Below are 15,360 nucleotides of genomic sequence, written 5' to 3' on the forward strand. Positions count from 1 at the left end.
TATCTCCTCAATGGATATGGGGGGCAATATGTTCGGCGATCAGTTCGATGGAGCGCAGCGTGTCGCGATGGGTGGGCTCGACCGAATGGACCTGGAATGAGATGTCCGTGGCGCGCCGGAGAACAGAATCGGCCTGCAGCGAACGCAGCACCGTCTCAGGCGAACCGATATGGGCGTCGAACTGGCGACGAAAATCTGTGATAGCGTCACCTTTAACCACGTGTCCGGCAGCGCGATGCTGCTGGGCCTGTTTCGTGAGACCCGGCGTTGCAACCTTCAGCGCATAGTCATCGCTGTCGGCGACGAATGCCGTACGAGAAGCCAGAATGCGCGGTGCGGTACCGGCGGGCAGCGCCTCAAGGTAGGCATCCACAATTGGGTTCTGGATCGCGTCGAGCGTTAAATCCAACTGGTCTGCCGGGCGCGGCTGCGTGCGGGAGAGCATTAAACCGTGTCCGGCCCGCGCGGCGCGAACGGCACCGTCGACGGAAAAGGTGGCAATCCAGATCCGGTCAGCGAGCTGTGGCGCTGGCGGGTAAAGATGGTTATCCGGATGGGTGAGCGAATCCCCGCGCCAGGCGCTCTGGATCACATGTAGATGGTCGGCAAAAGCCGCGCCGCGCTGTTCAAACGTCAGTCCGAACGGCAGGAAAGAGGTAGGTGTGCCGCCCGAACCAAAGCCGACTTCGAGACGTCCATCGGCGAGTAAGTCCAGCACGGCGGCATCTTCCGCCACACGCAGCGGGTTTTCCATCGGCAGGGTAATGATGGCCGTACCCAGCCGAATGGTTTCGGTATGCGCCGCAACGTGGGCCAGAAACAGCAGCGGCGACGGCAGGCCGCCTTCATTCTCATGGAAGTGGTGCTGCGCAATCCAGGCGCTGTCAAAACCGTGGCGTTCAGCGTGGCGGATCTGTTCTGTAGCCAGTCGATAGCGCTCTTTTGGCGTGGCATCGTCAAGCAGGCGGGTGAAAAATCCCAGGCGTTTTCGCGTCATGCGAACTCCTCCGTAGCGGGTGAAAAATGGGGAATGGCGGCAATCAGCTCGCGGGTATAGTCGTTCTGTGGCGACGTGAATAAGGTTTCGACGTCACCGTGTTCGACCACCTGACCGCTGCGCAGCACCGTGACGCTGTGGGCGATCCGACGAACGGTGGAGAGATCGTGCGTGATGAACAGATAGGTTAATCCCAGCTGTTGCTGCAGCTGCTGAAGCAGAGCCAGAATCTGCGCCTGTACGGTCACGTCCAGCGCGGAGGTGGCTTCGTCCAGCACCAGAATAGTCGGCTCCAGGATCAGCGCCCGGGCGATGGCCACGCGCTGGCGCTGCCCGCCTGAAAGCTCTCTGGCCGTACGGGTCAGGAGTTCGACGGGCAGGGCAACCCGCTGCGCCACGGTCTCCACCCGGGTCTTTCGCTCCGCCTTAGCGAGGCGAGAAAAGTTCTTCAGGGGCTCTTCGATGATGTCAAACAGCGTCTGACACGGATCGAGAGAGGCGAACGGGTTCTGGTAGACAAACTGGATCTTCTGGCGCAGCTGACGGCGGGCCTCGCGGCTGAGCGCGGTGGCATCAATGTCATCAATAATGACCTGTCCGTTATCCGCCTGTTCAAAACCCAGCAAAATACGGGCGAGAGTGGTCTTCCCGGAGCCGGACTCACCGACCAGCGCATGGGTGCTGCCGCGTCTGACGTCAAACGTCACCCGATCCAACGCCTGAAGCTGATGACCTTTACCCAGCGAGAACCGTTTGCTGATGGCCCGGGCGCGAATGGCCGGTGACGAGAGCGGAAGACCTGATACCGGGGCGATGGTCAGGCGCTGGCCCTGGAGGTCGCTCAGTAGCTGACGGGTATAGGCGTGCTGCGGCGTGCGAACGATGTCGGCGGTGTCGCCGTGCTCCTGAACTTCACCGTTGCGAAACACCAGCAGCCTGTCCGCGCGCTGAGCGGCCAGGGCCAGATCGTGGGTGACAAACAGAACGGCAGTACCCGATTCCCGGCGCAGGATATCCAACAGATCGAGAATGCGTTTTTGCACCGTCACGTCCAGCGCGCTGGTGGGCTCATCGGCAACGATCACGTCCGGGCGCAGGGCAATGGCGATGGCAATCAGCACGCGCTGTTTCATCCCGCCGGAGAGCTGATGCGGATACTGCGTCATGCGCTGTTCGGGGTGGCTCAGGCCGACCTTTCTCAGCAGGGCGAGCACCTGCTCGTCACGCTGGAGAGCCGTTACCTTTTGGTGCAGCTGAATAATTTCCCCGACCTGCACGCCGATCGTCTTCACCGGGTTGAGTGAATTACCCGGATCCTGCGGAACCAGGCTGATTCGCGCCCCGCGAAGGGTATCGAGACGCTTCGCTGACCACCGGCTAATCTCCTCGCCGTTGAGCACGATTTTTCCCGCATCGCGCCGGGCGTTATCCGCCAGCAGGCCAATGATTGCCTGTGCCGTGGTCGTTTTGCCGGATCCGGATTCGCCGACAAAGGCCAGCATTTCCCCTCGCCTGAGGGTAAAGCTGACGTTATGTACCACCTCGCGCCACTGGCGCGCGGTACGGTAGCTGATGGTCAGGTTTTCTACCGAGAGTACGGTCATTTCAGGCCTCCGCTGAACTGCTGGCTGATACGGTTGGTGGCAAGCACGACGGCGATGACGACCATGCCGGGGAAGGTGGTTAGCCACCATGCGGTAGAGAGATAGTTACGGCCTTCGGCGATCAATAAACCCCATTCCGGTACGGGCGGCGGGGTACCGTAGCCGAGAAAGCTCAGCGTGGAGAGGGCCAGGATAGCCTGACCAAACTGCAGCGTGGCAAAGGCGAGGACGGCGGTTAAGGCATTGGGCAGGATGTGTCGCCACAGCACCGCCAGGAACGTCCCGCCGCTGCCGAACGCTGCCTCGACATAATCCGTATGGCGGATGCGCACCACTTCACCGCGCGCGAGGCGGGCGAAGCTGGCAATGGAGGCCACGCCGACGGCAATCGCGGCATTAACGGTGCCAAACCCGAGCAGAATAATGACCGTCAGCGAGAGCAGCAGAGACGGAATGGATAACAGCACGTCGACAAAACGCATCAGGAAAGACTCGACGCGTCCGGCGAACGCCCCGGCGATCACCCCCAGACCGGTGCCCACCACCAGCCCCATCGTGACGGCAGCGAGCGCCGCGCTCAGGGAGTGGGACGCACCATACACAATACGGGTATAAACATCGCGGCCAAGCTGATCGGTGCCGAGCCAGTGGCCCGCCTGCGGCGCCAGACGTTGTGCTCCGGCGATGCCCTCAATCGGGCTGTAGTGGGTTAACAGGCCGGGCGCCACGGCGGCAAAAAGCGCAATAATAATGACCGCCCATGCCAGCCACAGTCCCGGCTGCCACGCGATGCCCTGCCAACCGGGAACGCGTTTTCGCGCGGCGGCAGCGTAATCGACCAGGCTCATGATGCACCTCCGGTAACGGTTTGCAGACGGGGATCCAGCAGCGGCATCAGCAGATCCACCAGCAGATTGATCAGGACAAAACCGAGGGCGGATATCATGACCACCGCCTGAAGCACGGCGATGTCCTGGTTGTTCACCGCCTGCTGGGTCAGCTGCCCGAGCCCGCTGCGGCCAAAAACGGTTTCGGTGATCAGCGCCCCGGCAATCAGCTCGCCCAGCAGCAGCCCGGCAATGTTCAGGACCGGCAGCAGGGCGTTGCCGGTGACGTGACGCCACAGCACGGCGGTTTCACTCAGCCCTTTAGCCCTGGCCACGGCGACAAACGGCTGCGTCGCCACCTGGTCGAGGCTGCGCATCAGGATTTGTGCCAGCGGGGCGGAGATCGGGATCGCGACGGTCACGATCGGCAGGATCAGCCCCTGCAGCGGGGTCGGGTTAATCACCGGGATCAGCCGCAACTGGAAAGAAAAGAGCTGGATGAGGGCAATCCCCAGCCAGAACGTCGGTAAGGAGATAAACAGGACCGGCAGAGACTGGAGGGTATTACTTAGCCAGCGCAGACCCGGCAGGCGCGACGCAAAGGCCAGCGCAAACGCCAGCAGGACCGCGAGTAAAAAGGCGGGCAGGGCGAGGCTCAGGGTATCCGGCAGATTGCTGGCAATCAGCTCGCTGACCGGCACCCCGGCCTGTAACGAGTAGCCGAAATCCCCGCGCAGCATCGCCAGCAGCGTGTGGCCGTATTGCTGCCACAGCGGGCTGTCCGCGCCATAGGCCACGCGCATCTCCTCGATTTGCGCCGGGCTTAAGCCCAGGTCCGGGTTCTGAAATTTAATCAGCACCGCGTCGCCCGGCAGCACCTGGAGCAACACGAACGAGAGGGTAAAGGCGGCCCACAAGACCAGTAGCCCGTGCCCAAAACGTTGAAGAAGTGCGTGGCGCATCGTCAGCTCCTCAGTGTTTCTCTATCCACGCGCCGTAGAACGACGGGCGGCCGACTGCTTCAAAATTGACGCCTTTCAGCCACGGCGCACCGGCAAAGACCTGCGGCTCTTCGAAAATCGGAATGACGTAGGCGTTATCCAGCAGGTAACGCTGGGCATCGCCGGTCAGCTGCAGGCGTTTTTGTGGATCAACCTCTGAGGAGATATTCACCAGCAGCGCATTCAGCTTGTCGTCACGGAAGCTTTTGACCTTGTCGCTGGAGCCGCCTTTTTGCAGCAGGGCGTCGCGGTTAGCGGGGTAGAACATGCTTTTCACCACGTCCGGATCGGCGCGGCCCACTTCGGAGACGGTTAACGGGGTTTTCAGCGGATCAAGGTTATCCAGCGTGCGGCTGCCTGCGTCGCCGGCTTTCACGTTCAGCGCCACGCCCACCTGTCGCCACTGCTGGGCAACCAGCTGCAGCACCTCTTTATTTTGTGGCTGCGGCAGGGATTCATACACCGTCAGCGCCAGCCGCTGTCCATCTTTGGCGCGGATCCCGTCGCTGCCTGCTTTCCAGCCTGCCTCGTCCAGCAGCTGGTTGGCTTTTGCCGGGTCGAAGGACAATTTGTCGCTGAGATCGACAAAGCCAGCGGCGGAATCGGCAATCACCGACTTCGCCTGCGGATAGTTAGCCGAGAAGAGGGTTTCAACCACCTGTTTTGCATTGGTGGCATGCAGCAGCGCCTGACGGACGCGAATATCGGAGACCAGCGGGTTATCCGGACGGAAGCTAATGCTGTCGTTCACCCCGCGCGTCGGGGCGGCGTAGATTTTATAGCCCTGATCGGTCGCCTGCTTTTCGTCATACGCCTGCACCTGGCGAATAAAGTCGGCCTGACCGGCCAGCAGGGCGCCGACGCGCACGCTGTCTTCCTGAGTTACGATAAACTTGATGCCATCAAGATTGGCTGGCCCCTGTTGCGCCAGATTTTTGGGCCCCCACTGGTAGTCCTTACGTGCTTCCAGCGTCACTTCGCGACCCAGCTTCTCGTCCTTCACCACAAACGGGCCAGAGCCAATGATATGCCGGGCGTCACCCAGCTCTTCAAAATTGCGCTTGAGCGTGCTGAGCGAGACCAGTCCCGACCCGATGGTGGCGGTGCCCTGCAGGAATCCCGGTGACGGTTTTTTGAAGTAGAACTTCACGGTCAGCGGGTCGATCACTTCGCTGCGATCGTAGTTATTGATTACTTCTGACACCGGCAGGCGCTGCGCCTTGTTACCTAAGCCGTAGGTATCAAAGTTTTTTGCTACGGCGTTGGCGTCCAGCGGCGTGCCGTCGGAGAAGGTGATCCCCGGGCGAATTTTGAAGGTGTATTCGGTTTTATCGGCGTTGGTGGTCCAGCTTTCGGCCACCCACGGTTCGACCTGCAGCGTCTTTGGGTTCTGCCACGTCAGTTTGTCGGTAATCTGGTTCAGAATGCCGCCGTTCGGGTAGAAGCCGCCGGCAGGCGGATAGAGGTTGGTGTGCGCCTGTTGCTCCAGATAAATCAGCGTGCCGCCTTTAACAGGCGCATCCGCGGACCAGGCGGCGGTGGTCGTCAGAATCAGCGCCGTCAGCAGCGGCAGACGAAGTGGGGTTTGCATGGTGAATTCCTTTGTTATCTTCTTGTTAGCGTCGGATTCATCATCGGGCGCAGGGGAAAACAAGGGAACAAAGGAATTAAGATAAGGATTGCTGGAAAATGGCTATAAAAAAACCGCCCCTGTCAGGAGCGGTAATTGAACGGTGGGTGATTATGAACGCAGGTCAATCACCATACGGCCACGGATCTGGCCCTGTTCCATCTCTTTGAAGATGGCGTTGATGTCCTCGATCGGGCGCATCGTAACTTTCGGCACGACTTTACCTTCAGCGGCGAACTGGAACGCTTCCTGCAGATCCTGACGGGTGCCAACCAGCGAACCCACCACCTGAATGCCGTCCAGCACCAGGCGAGGAATGTCGAGGCTCATCGCTTCCGGCGGCAGGCCAACGGCGACCACACGGCCACCGGCACGCACGGCATCCACCGCCGAGTTGAAGGCGGCTTTTGCGACGGCAGTGACGACGGCGGCATGCGCGCCGCCGGTTTTTTCCTGCACAATTTTAGCGGCATCTTCGCTGCGGGAGTTGATGGTGAGATCCGCACCCATGCTGGCCGCCAGCTTCAGCTGTTCGTCGTTGACGTCAAGGGCGATGACTTTGGCGTTAAAGACGTTTTTGGCGTACTGCAGCGCGAGGTTACCCAACCCGCCGAGACCGTAAATCGCAATCCACTGGCCCGGTTTAATACCCGATACCTTCACTGCTTTGTAGGTGGTGACACCCGCGCAGGTAATGCTGCTGGCCGCCGCCGAATCCAGACCGTCCGGCACTTTTACCGCGTAATCCGCGGTGACGATGCACTCTTCCGCCATGCCGCCGTCAACGGAGTAACCGGCGTTTTTCACGTCACGGCACAGGGTTTCGTTGCCGGAATTACAGTATTCGCAGTGCCCGCAGCCTTCAAAGAACCAGGCCACGCTTGCGCGGTCGCCGACTTTCAGCGACTTCACGCCAGGGCCGACTTCTTTCACGATACCAATCCCTTCATGGCCCAGGATGACCCCGGTTTTATCGCCGAAATCACCGTTCTTCACGTGGAGGTCGGTATGGCATACGCCACAGCACTCCATCTTCAGCAGGGCTTCCCCATGCTTTAGCGGGCGTAAGGTTTTTTCGGTAACGTTGACCTGGTGATCCTGAGTGACAACAGCAGCCTTCATGTGTATCTCCTTGTTCATGATAAGAATCTGCATAGCAGGTGTAGTACCTCTTAAGGATTAATACATTAGCCTGGTAATGCAAGGCTGCAGCAACATAATGTCATCATTTGATTCGATTTCAGATTAAGAATACGGCGTTCCTCTAATAATTAAGGGGGAAAATTCTGGCCCGGCGAGGCGCTCGCCGGGCGCAGACTTACAGCTGGGCTTCTATCTCCTCTATCTCTTTACGCCATTGCGCCTGCAGCTGCGGCTTTTGATGCTTCGGCTTACGCGCCAGATCATCTTCCAGCAGCGTTTCCAGCGCGACCAGGCGTTCAAGCAGATCGTCATGCGGCGAGGGGCGAACCGTCGGCGCCGCGATGTCAGGCGCAGTGGATGTGACCAGCCCCGCGCGTTCACGCAGCCGCTCAAACACCGCTTCTGCATCGTGCCACTCGCTCAGTTTTCCCTCTTCAATCAGCCAGAAACGGTTGCAGCTTTGGCTAATTAACTGACGGTCATGGCTGACCAGCAGGACGCCGCCTTCGAACTGCTGAAGGGTGTGCGCCAGCGCCTCTTTGCCTTCCATGTCCAGGTGGTTGGTAGGCTCATCCAGCATCAGCAGGCTATAGCGGGCAAGTGTCAGGCCAACGAACAGCAGGCGTGAGCGTTCGCCTCCGCTGAGCGTGCTGACCGTTTGTCCGTGACGCGCCCACGGGAAACCGGCGCTTATCAGGGCCATTTTGCGGTTCTGCGGATCCGGAGCGAAAGGCTCCAGCGCGTCGAGTAGCGTGGCGTTGTCCGGCAGCTGATTCAGCGTCTGGTCGTAATAGCCCGGCGACACGCGCGGGTGCAACTTCAGCCCGTCGTGGGTCAGTTCATCGGTAAACTGTCGCCAGATAAGCTTCATCAGCGACGATTTACCGCAGCCGTTACGACCGACAATCGCCACGCGATCGCCGCTTTTTAACCGCGCAACGTCGACGCTGAACAACGCAGGCAGGCCCGGAGCAGGGGGCACGTCAAGGTTTTCCATCTCCAGCAAACGGTCGGCCCGCAGCGCGTCGCCGCGAAGGGTCAGCGTCCACGGGCTACCTGCCGTGAGTTCCGTCTGGCTCTCCCTGAGCCGTTCGACCTGCTTTTCCATCTGTTTGGCTTTTCGGGCCAGGTCTTCGTTGTCGTAAACCTTGCCCCAGGTCGCCAGCCGCTTCGCGCTGGCTGTCACGCGGTCGATCTCCTTTTGCTCCGCCTTGTGGCGCTGCGCATCGCTCTCATCTTTTGCTTCAAGCGACTTGCGTGCTGCCGTACAGGGAAGGGCAAAGTAGTGCAGCGTTTTATCGCGCAGGATCCAGCTGCCGTTGGTGACGGCATCCAGCAGCTGTCTGTCATGCGAGACCAGCACAAAGCTGCCCGACCAGTTCTGTAGGAAGTGTTCCAGCCAGAGCATGGTCGGGAGGTCCAGGTGGTTGCTGGGTTCATCCAGCAGGAGCAGGTCCGGCTCGTGAATCAGCGCCCGCGCCAGCAGCAGGCGGGTGTGCTGTCCGCCGCTCAGCGTGGCGGATTGCAGCGCCATATCCTGCGGGGTGAAGCCCATGCCTGCCAGCAGCGTTTCGGCTTTCCAGCGCAGGCTATCGCGCTCAGCAAAAGGCAGCTGTGCGAGTACGGCATCCAGCATGGTCAGCGGAAAAATAGCGTCCGGGAGATGTTGCTCCACGCGCGCCATCAGGCAGTGCCCGGCCAGCGAGACCGTTCCGGCGGCGGGGAAATCCGTGCCGTCCAGCACCTTCAGCAGCGTACTTTTACCGCAGCCGTTGTCGCCCAGCAGGCCAATGCGGTCGCCTTTTTTCAGCGTAAAGGAGAGTGAGTCGAAGAGCGTGCCAAACGCCGTATCAACGCGTAAAGATTGTGCAGTGAGTAAAGTGCTCATTGTTGCTTACCCAAGAGTTACAGGCATGTTTATGCCTCGTCAAACATTGCTGACGATAACTCAGTAAGCCCGAGAGAAGGGATTTCAGGGGTTGGTGTCTTCGCTCAAGCAGAAGTTATCGCAGCACGATACCGATAACGCTTGAGCTGGTGCGATCACCAAATGTATGTGAAACATTGAAAATTTCACGATACAGCATAATTGGCCTCCTTATATATTCAGTGGGTTAATGGATGAAAGGAGTGTAGCGGGGGAAAAGGGGTTTGGCTAGTGGGTATTCGATGGTGCGGTTTGTTGCCCTCACCCTGACCCTCTCCCACAGGGAGAGGGAAAACAGCCAGCCCGTAGGCCCGGTAAGCGAAGCGCCACCGGGCGGAGCGGATTAAATCGACGTACGGCGATAGCTGCGGTATTCAGGCTTCCAGAAGTTGTCGTCGATGGCCTGCTGCAGCGCGTCGGCAGAAGTTTTCACCGCCACGCCCTGCTGCTGCGCCATTTTACCCACCGCAAACGCGATAGCGCGCGACACCTTATGAATGTCCTTCAGCTCAGGCAGAACCAGACCTTCGCCGTCGTTGACCAGCGGCGAGTGGCCCGCCAGGGTTTCGCTCGCCGACATCAGCATTTCGTCGGTGATGCGGGACGCGCCGGAGGCGATAACGCCCAAACCAATGCCCGGGAAGATATAGGAGTTGTTGCACTGAGCAATCGGATAGGTTTTATCCTTCCACACCACCGGATCGAACGGGCTGCCGGTCGCAACCAGCGCGTTACCTTCGGTCCAGGCGATGATGTCCTGCGGCGTCGCCTCCACGCGGGAAGTCGGGTTAGACAGCGGCATCACGATAGGGCGCTCGCAGTGCTTGTGCATCTCGCGAATAATCTCTTCAGTGAAGAGACCGGTTTGCCCGGAAACGCCGATCAGAATATCCGGCTTCACGTTGCGCACGACGTCCAGCAGGGAAAGGACTTCGTTGTCGGTATCCCAGTTTTTCAGGTTTTCGCGTTTCTGCACCAGCTTCGTCTGGAATGGCAGAAGGTTCGGCATGCCGTCGGTCAGCAGGCCGAAACGGTCCACCATAAAGACGCGGGAGCGGGCCAGCTCTTCGCTTAAGCCTTCGCGCTGCGTCTGGGCGATAATCTGCTCGGCAATACCGCAGCCTGCGGAGCCTGCGCCAAGGAAGACGATTTTCTGGTAGCTCAGCTGGCTTCCCGCTGCACGGCTGGCGGCGATAAGCGTACCCACCGTGACGGCTGCGGTGCCCTGGATATCGTCGTTAAAGGAGCAGATCTCATCGCGATAGCGGTTCAGCAGCGGCATCGCGTTTTTCTGCGCAAAGTCTTCAAACTGCAGCAGCACGTCCGGCCAGCGGTGCTTCACGGCCTGGATGAAGTCGTCGACAAACTGATAGTACTCGTCGTCGGTAATACGCGGATGACGCCAGCCCATATAGAGCGGGTCGTTGAGCAACTGCTGGTTGTTGGTGCCGACGTCTAGCACCACCGGCAGGGTATACGCCGGGCTGATGCCGCCGCAGGCGGTATACAGAGAGAGTTTACCGATTGGGATCCCCATCCCGCCAATGCCCTGGTCGCCGAGGCCAAGAATACGTTCGCCGTCGGTCACCACAATCACTTTGATATTGTGGTTAGGCACGTTCTGCAGAATATCGTCCATGTTGTGACGGTTCTGATAAGAGATGAATACCCCGCGGGAGCGACGGTAGATCTCGGAGAAACGCTCGCAGGCGGCACCCACCGTCGGGGTGTAGATCACCGGCATCATCTCTTCAAGATGGTTTTGTACCAGGCGATAGAAGAGGGTTTCGTTGGTGTCCTGAATGTTGCGCAGGTAGATGTGTTTGTCGATTTCAGTTTTGAAACCCTGGTACTGGATCCACGCGCGCTCTGCCTGTTCTTCAATGGTTTCAACCACTTCGGGCAGTAAACCTAGCAGGTTAAAGCTGCTGCGCTCTTCCATGCTGAAGGCGCTGCCTTTGTTGAGCAGGGGGAATTCGAGTAAAACCGGTCCGGCGTATGGGATGTATAAGGAACGATGTTTTTTCAGTTTGTTGTCCATGTCACTCACTCTTTTTATGAAGATCCGTCCCTGACACTGCTGTTTGTCATCTTTCTGGCCTGTGCGATGGGGTGCGGTCCGGCGGTATTATAAAGGAGCTAAATATTAATTACCGCAACACATAAACAAAAACACCATCGGGATTACCGATGGTGTTCTGGATCTCAGTCTGGAACTTACTTGCCGGCGTGGCGTTTTCTGCCGGTGGCGTGAGTGACTTGGGTTTCGTGGTCGCCTTCAATCACCACTTTACGCTGATTAGAAAGCTTGTAGTTCAGTCCCAGAATATGGCGTGCCTGACGGTTCGATTTCATATTAACTCCTCAATCCTGTTGATAGTTTTAAGGACCAGTTTGCTTACGCAAACGAAATGTAACCCCTTAGGTTGCAGATCCAGCTTAGCAGGTTTTTACAAGGGTGCGTTTTGCCCGCTGACGACGTAGTTAATGGTCTGCTGGTAGATGTCACTGAGGATGTCATTATCTGTGGATTCCACCCACTTGGTGAGTTCCATCAAAATGTCATCTTCAGTCACAGCACCGTGCTCGGCGTGAAGACCCTGTGCAATCGCGTTAACGAGTTCAGGTTGTGCTGCTGCGGTATTTGCCGGGTAATAAGTAAACATGCTGCCTCCGTGTCGTTGTCTGTTTAATGGTACGGCTCGCAAAAAAATTAATTCATAAACAGAATGGCAAATATTTTCCCGGTTGTGGCTCAGATTCATCTTAGAAATAAAAATGACATAAGTGTATGCTTTTGTGTGGTTTTGAAATGTGGGGGTAAATCGACGTGGCGTTGAGAGAATATTATGACGGTGCTCCTGCTATCACGAAAATATAGCAGGAGCAGAGTTTACATTACCACTTCATTTCGCCGGTATTCACCTTAGCGCTTAATTCCAGCGAGCTCTCTTCAGCCAGGTTCGGATACTGTTTTTTCAGGGTGCTGATGACGCCTGCAGAATCTTTATGAACGGATAAGGCCTTTTCAAAGCGCTGGAGATAGTCACGGGTAAAATCAATCGCCCCCGTCCCGGCTGGCGGGATACCCAGATAGTGACCCGGGATGACGCGCTCGGGTTTGTGCGCCGCCATATTCACCAGCGTTTCCTGCCACTGCTTACGGCTTTCTGCTGTCTGGGTGTCTGCCGTCCAGACGTGAATTCCCCAGGCTACCCCGGTGCCGCCGAGGATGGTTTTCGCTGACGGGATCCACACATAGGCCGCATAGCTGTCAGGCTGTTCGATATCGATCTTTTCTCCGTCGACCATAAACGTGGTGGAGGCGAGCACCTGCGGGACGACCAGCTCGGTTGGCGCACCGTCTTTCATCTGCGGACCCCAGAAGGCGAGCTTGGCGTCTTTGGTGGCCTTGATGTGGTCAACCACATGCTGCGTGGCCACCACTTTAGCGTTCGGGAAGGCTTTGACCAGCGGCTGCAGGCCAAAATAGAAATCCGGATCGCCGGAGGTGATCACAATCTTGTTCAGGGTTTTACCGCTTTGACGAATTTTCTCTACCAGCGCTTCGCCATCCTTCACGCTGAACTGCGCGTCAAACAGCACCGCTTCTTTCGGGCCGGAAACCAGCGTGGAGGAGACCGCGAAAATGCCTTTCTCCTGCGGGTTATAGGTATCAATGCTCAACGGCGCGGCAAAAACAGCCGGAGTGAAAAGCGTGGAAAGCAGGGCTATGTGGGTGAATTTCATGCTGTTGTCTCTGTTGTTCAGGAATGTCTCTATTGTACGGATATTCGCATTTGCCAGAATTCCTGAAACAGGACATGCTTAGTTTCATAAATCGAGCAGATGGAGTTGATATGGATCGCGTTATTGCCGCTCAGGTTTACAACCGGATATGCGAGCTGGGAAGTTTGAGCGCGGCGGCCCGCGCGCTGGGTATTTCCCGACCAATGGTGAGCCGCTACCTTGAACAGATGGAAAAGTGGGCGGGGACGCGTCTGGTAAACCGCTCCACGCGCAAGCTGACGCTGACTGCGGCAGGGGAAAAGGTGCTGCAAAAAACGCGGACGCTTTCGCAGATCTCGCAGGAAATTGAAGGCCAGTCAGAGAAAGATCTCCCGTCAGGTACCCTGCGGGTGGCCTGCGCGCACTTTACCGCGATGCACCTGATTGCGCCGGTGCTGCCCGGTCTGCTCTCGCGCTACCCGCAGCTGCGCATCGAACTGGATGTGAACAACCATCCGGTCAGCCTGGTGGGAGAACGCATTGATGTCGCCGTGCGCATTACCGACAATCCCGAACCCGGCATGATTGCCCGCAGGCTGGGGGAGTGTCGCTCGGTGCTCTGCGCCTCGCCGGAGTATCTGGCGCAGCACGGCACGCCCGTCAGCCCCGAAGAATTAGCCCGGCATAACTGCCTGCACTACAGCTTTTTTGCCGGGCAGTCCTGGCACTTCCTGACGCCGGAAGGCGAAAGCCTGAGCGTGGCCGTCAGCGGCAACCTGAGCGCCAGCATCTCTTCGCTGCTGATGGACGCGGCGGTTAAGCACTGCGGTATCGCCATGCTGCCGGAGCGTGAGGCGCGAACCGCGCTGGCGCAGGGAATACTGGTGCCGGTACTGGAGACGCTGGAGCCGAAACCGCTGGCCATCCATGGCATTTATCAGTCCCGGGAATACCAGCCTGCCGCGCTGCGGGTGTTCCTCGACGCACTGGCGCACCATTTACTCAGTGACTAAGACTCGTCTGTCTTGCCCGCAAAATCCGGACAGCCTTCTATACTTAACCCTTTGTAAGCCAAAAGGAGAGCAAGAATGACTATTCATAAGCACGGTTCGGCACACTGGTCTGGCGACATTAAGCGCGGTAAAGGGACGGTTTCCACCGAGAGCGGCGTTCTCAATCAGCAGCCTTATGGTTTCAATACCCGCTTTGAGGGTGAAAAGGGGACCAACCCGGAAGAACTGATCGGCGCGGCACATGCGGCCTGTTTTTCGATGGCGCTGTCGCTGATGCTCGGGGAAGCGGGCTATACCGCTGACGCTATTGATACCACCGCGGACGTCTCTCTGGATAAAACCGACGGCGGCTTTGCGATTACGAAGGTTGCCCTGAAAAGCAAGGTGACCGTCCCGGGCATCGCCCCACAGCAGTTCGACGGTATCATTCAGAAAGCGAAAGCGGGATGCCCGGTTTCGCAGCTTCTGAAAGCCGAGATTACCCTGGACTACACGCTAAATTAACTCCCTGCCGGGTTTGCGCCCGGCTATCCCTTCAGTGCGGCGGGAAACACCTCCGCCAGCCACGCAATAAACACCTTAAGACGGTGCGTCAGATGCCGGTTCTGAGGGTAAACCACATGAAACGGATAGGCGGCAGGGCGCCAGTCGCTCAGGATCGCCGTCAGCGTACCCGCCTGTAAATACGCATTTGCCGAATACTCAAACGTCTGAACGATCCCCAATCCCGCTGCGGCAGCCGCCAGATGGGCATTACTTTCGTTTACGCCGAGAAAATGCGGAATATTGATTTCCAGCGTCTCGCCGTTCTCTCTGAAGCGAAACGGAAATGCCCGCCCGGTGACGGGCGAGAGGTAGCTAATGAGCTTGTGGCCGTTGCACAGCTCCTGCGGATAGGCCGGAACGCCATGGTGTTTCAGGTAACCCGGCGTCGCGCAGGTGACCATTTCGGCGTTGCCAATATGGCGGGCGATGAGGGTCGAGTCGTTCAGCGGGCCGCCGCGGATGACGCAGTCTACGTTACCGCTGATAAGATCCACCGGACGATCGGCTACTCCAAGATCGATGCGGATTTCCGGATAACGCTGCATAAAATCCGGCAGCAGGGGAATAAGTACGTCCCGAGCGGTGGAGCCGCCCACGTCAACCCGCAAATGCCCTTTGGGCGTCGCGCGGGAAACGCGAAACGCGGTGTCGATATCTTCGATATCTATCAAGACCCTGAGCGCTTTTTCATAGTAATCCGCCCCTTCCGGCGTCGCGACCACCCGGCGAGTCGTCCGGTGCAGGAGACGTATCTCAAGATGCGACTCAAGCGCTTTCACCAGCTTGCTCAGGGTGGCAATGGGCATGTTCAGCGAGTCCGCCGCGCGGGTAAAGCTGCCGGTTTCCACCACCCGGGTAAAAGCGCGCATCGCCATTAGCTGGTCCATTAGGCTCCCCTGATTATTTCTGTGTGTGAATAGTCATTTTCATTTTTGCCGGTTTT

The 15,360-nt window shown here is 58.3% G+C and carries 14 protein-coding genes; 2 read left to right on the forward strand and 12 right to left on the reverse strand.

Features of this window, described 5'->3' with window-relative positions:
* Nucleotides 1–7: 7 nt before the first annotated feature.
* From BMW97_RS02270 to BMW97_RS02320, 11 genes are all read right to left on the reverse strand, one after another.
* Nucleotides 8–997 carry a putative FMN-dependent luciferase-like monooxygenase gene (locus BMW97_RS02270; protein ID WP_090392495.1) on the reverse strand — a complete coding sequence of 330 codons (990 nt, stop codon included), beginning with the start codon at nt 995–997 and terminating at the stop codon, nt 8–10.
* Nucleotides 994–2,601, reverse strand: a complete 1,608-nt coding sequence (locus BMW97_RS02275) for a dipeptide ABC transporter ATP-binding protein (protein WP_090392497.1) — start codon at nt 2,599–2,601, stop codon at nt 994–996. The genes BMW97_RS02270 and BMW97_RS02275 overlap by 4 nt, the downstream gene beginning before the upstream one ends.
* Complete coding sequence (locus BMW97_RS02280) at nt 2,598–3,449, reverse strand: ABC transporter permease (protein ID WP_090392499.1); 852 nt, start codon at nt 3,447–3,449, stop codon at nt 2,598–2,600. Before BMW97_RS02280 ends, BMW97_RS02275 begins: the two co-directional genes overlap by 4 nt.
* Nucleotides 3,446–4,390, reverse strand: coding sequence for an ABC transporter permease (locus BMW97_RS02285; protein ID WP_023327539.1), 945 nt, complete (start codon nt 4,388–4,390; stop codon nt 3,446–3,448). The genes BMW97_RS02280 and BMW97_RS02285 overlap by 4 nt, the downstream gene beginning before the upstream one ends.
* A gap of 10 nt (nt 4,391–4,400) precedes the next feature.
* Nucleotides 4,401–6,020 carry a TIGR04028 family ABC transporter substrate-binding protein gene (locus BMW97_RS02290; RefSeq protein WP_090392501.1) on the reverse strand — a complete coding sequence of 540 codons (1,620 nt, stop codon included), beginning with the start codon at nt 6,018–6,020 and terminating at the stop codon, nt 4,401–4,403.
* A 150-nt stretch (nt 6,021–6,170) separates the two neighbouring features.
* Entirely contained in the window at nt 6,171–7,181 is a 1,011-nt protein-coding gene (gene adhP / locus BMW97_RS02295) for an alcohol dehydrogenase AdhP (protein WP_008501719.1), read from the reverse strand.
* Between the two features lie 196 nt (nt 7,182–7,377).
* Entirely contained in the window at nt 7,378–9,090 is a 1,713-nt protein-coding gene (locus BMW97_RS02300) for an ABC-F family ATP-binding cassette domain-containing protein (RefSeq protein WP_090392503.1), read from the reverse strand.
* A 382-nt stretch (nt 9,091–9,472) separates the two neighbouring features.
* Nucleotides 9,473–11,170 carry an NAD-dependent malic enzyme gene (locus tag BMW97_RS02305; RefSeq protein WP_008501715.1) on the reverse strand — a complete coding sequence of 566 codons (1,698 nt, stop codon included), beginning with the start codon at nt 11,168–11,170 and terminating at the stop codon, nt 9,473–9,475.
* Nucleotides 11,171–11,346: 176 nt separating this feature from the next.
* Complete coding sequence (gene sra, locus BMW97_RS02310) at nt 11,347–11,484, reverse strand: stationary-phase-induced ribosome-associated protein (RefSeq protein ID WP_008501714.1); 138 nt, start codon at nt 11,482–11,484, stop codon at nt 11,347–11,349.
* Nucleotides 11,485–11,579: 95 nt separating this feature from the next.
* Nucleotides 11,580–11,795, reverse strand: coding sequence for a biofilm-dependent modulation protein (gene bdm / locus BMW97_RS02315; RefSeq protein ID WP_013096534.1), 216 nt, complete (start codon nt 11,793–11,795; stop codon nt 11,580–11,582).
* Nucleotides 11,796–12,027: 232 nt separating this feature from the next.
* Nucleotides 12,028–12,879, reverse strand: a complete 852-nt coding sequence (locus BMW97_RS02320; RefSeq protein WP_090392504.1) for a Vmh family MBL fold metallo-hydrolase — start codon at nt 12,877–12,879, stop codon at nt 12,028–12,030.
* A 110-nt stretch (nt 12,880–12,989) separates the two neighbouring features.
* On the opposite strand from BMW97_RS02320, the gene BMW97_RS02325 reads away from it, so the two are divergent.
* Both BMW97_RS02325 and BMW97_RS02330 read left to right on the forward strand, forming a co-directional pair.
* Entirely contained in the window at nt 12,990–13,871 is an 882-nt protein-coding gene (locus tag BMW97_RS02325) for a LysR family transcriptional regulator (protein ID WP_045908780.1), read from the forward strand.
* A gap of 75 nt (nt 13,872–13,946) precedes the next feature.
* Entirely contained in the window at nt 13,947–14,375 is a 429-nt protein-coding gene (locus BMW97_RS02330; protein WP_008501708.1) for an OsmC family protein, read from the forward strand.
* A gap of 23 nt (nt 14,376–14,398) precedes the next feature.
* Here BMW97_RS02330 and BMW97_RS02335 read toward each other — a convergent pair whose 3' ends face one another.
* Nucleotides 14,399–15,304, reverse strand: a complete 906-nt coding sequence (locus BMW97_RS02335) for a LysR family transcriptional regulator (protein ID WP_045908779.1) — start codon at nt 15,302–15,304, stop codon at nt 14,399–14,401.
* Nucleotides 15,305–15,360 lie beyond the last annotated feature (56 nt).

The sequence above is a fragment of the Enterobacter sp. NFIX58 genome (assembly GCF_900110475.1).
In the GTDB taxonomy this organism is placed as follows: Bacteria; Pseudomonadota; Gammaproteobacteria; order Enterobacterales; family Enterobacteriaceae; genus Enterobacter; species Enterobacter quasiroggenkampii.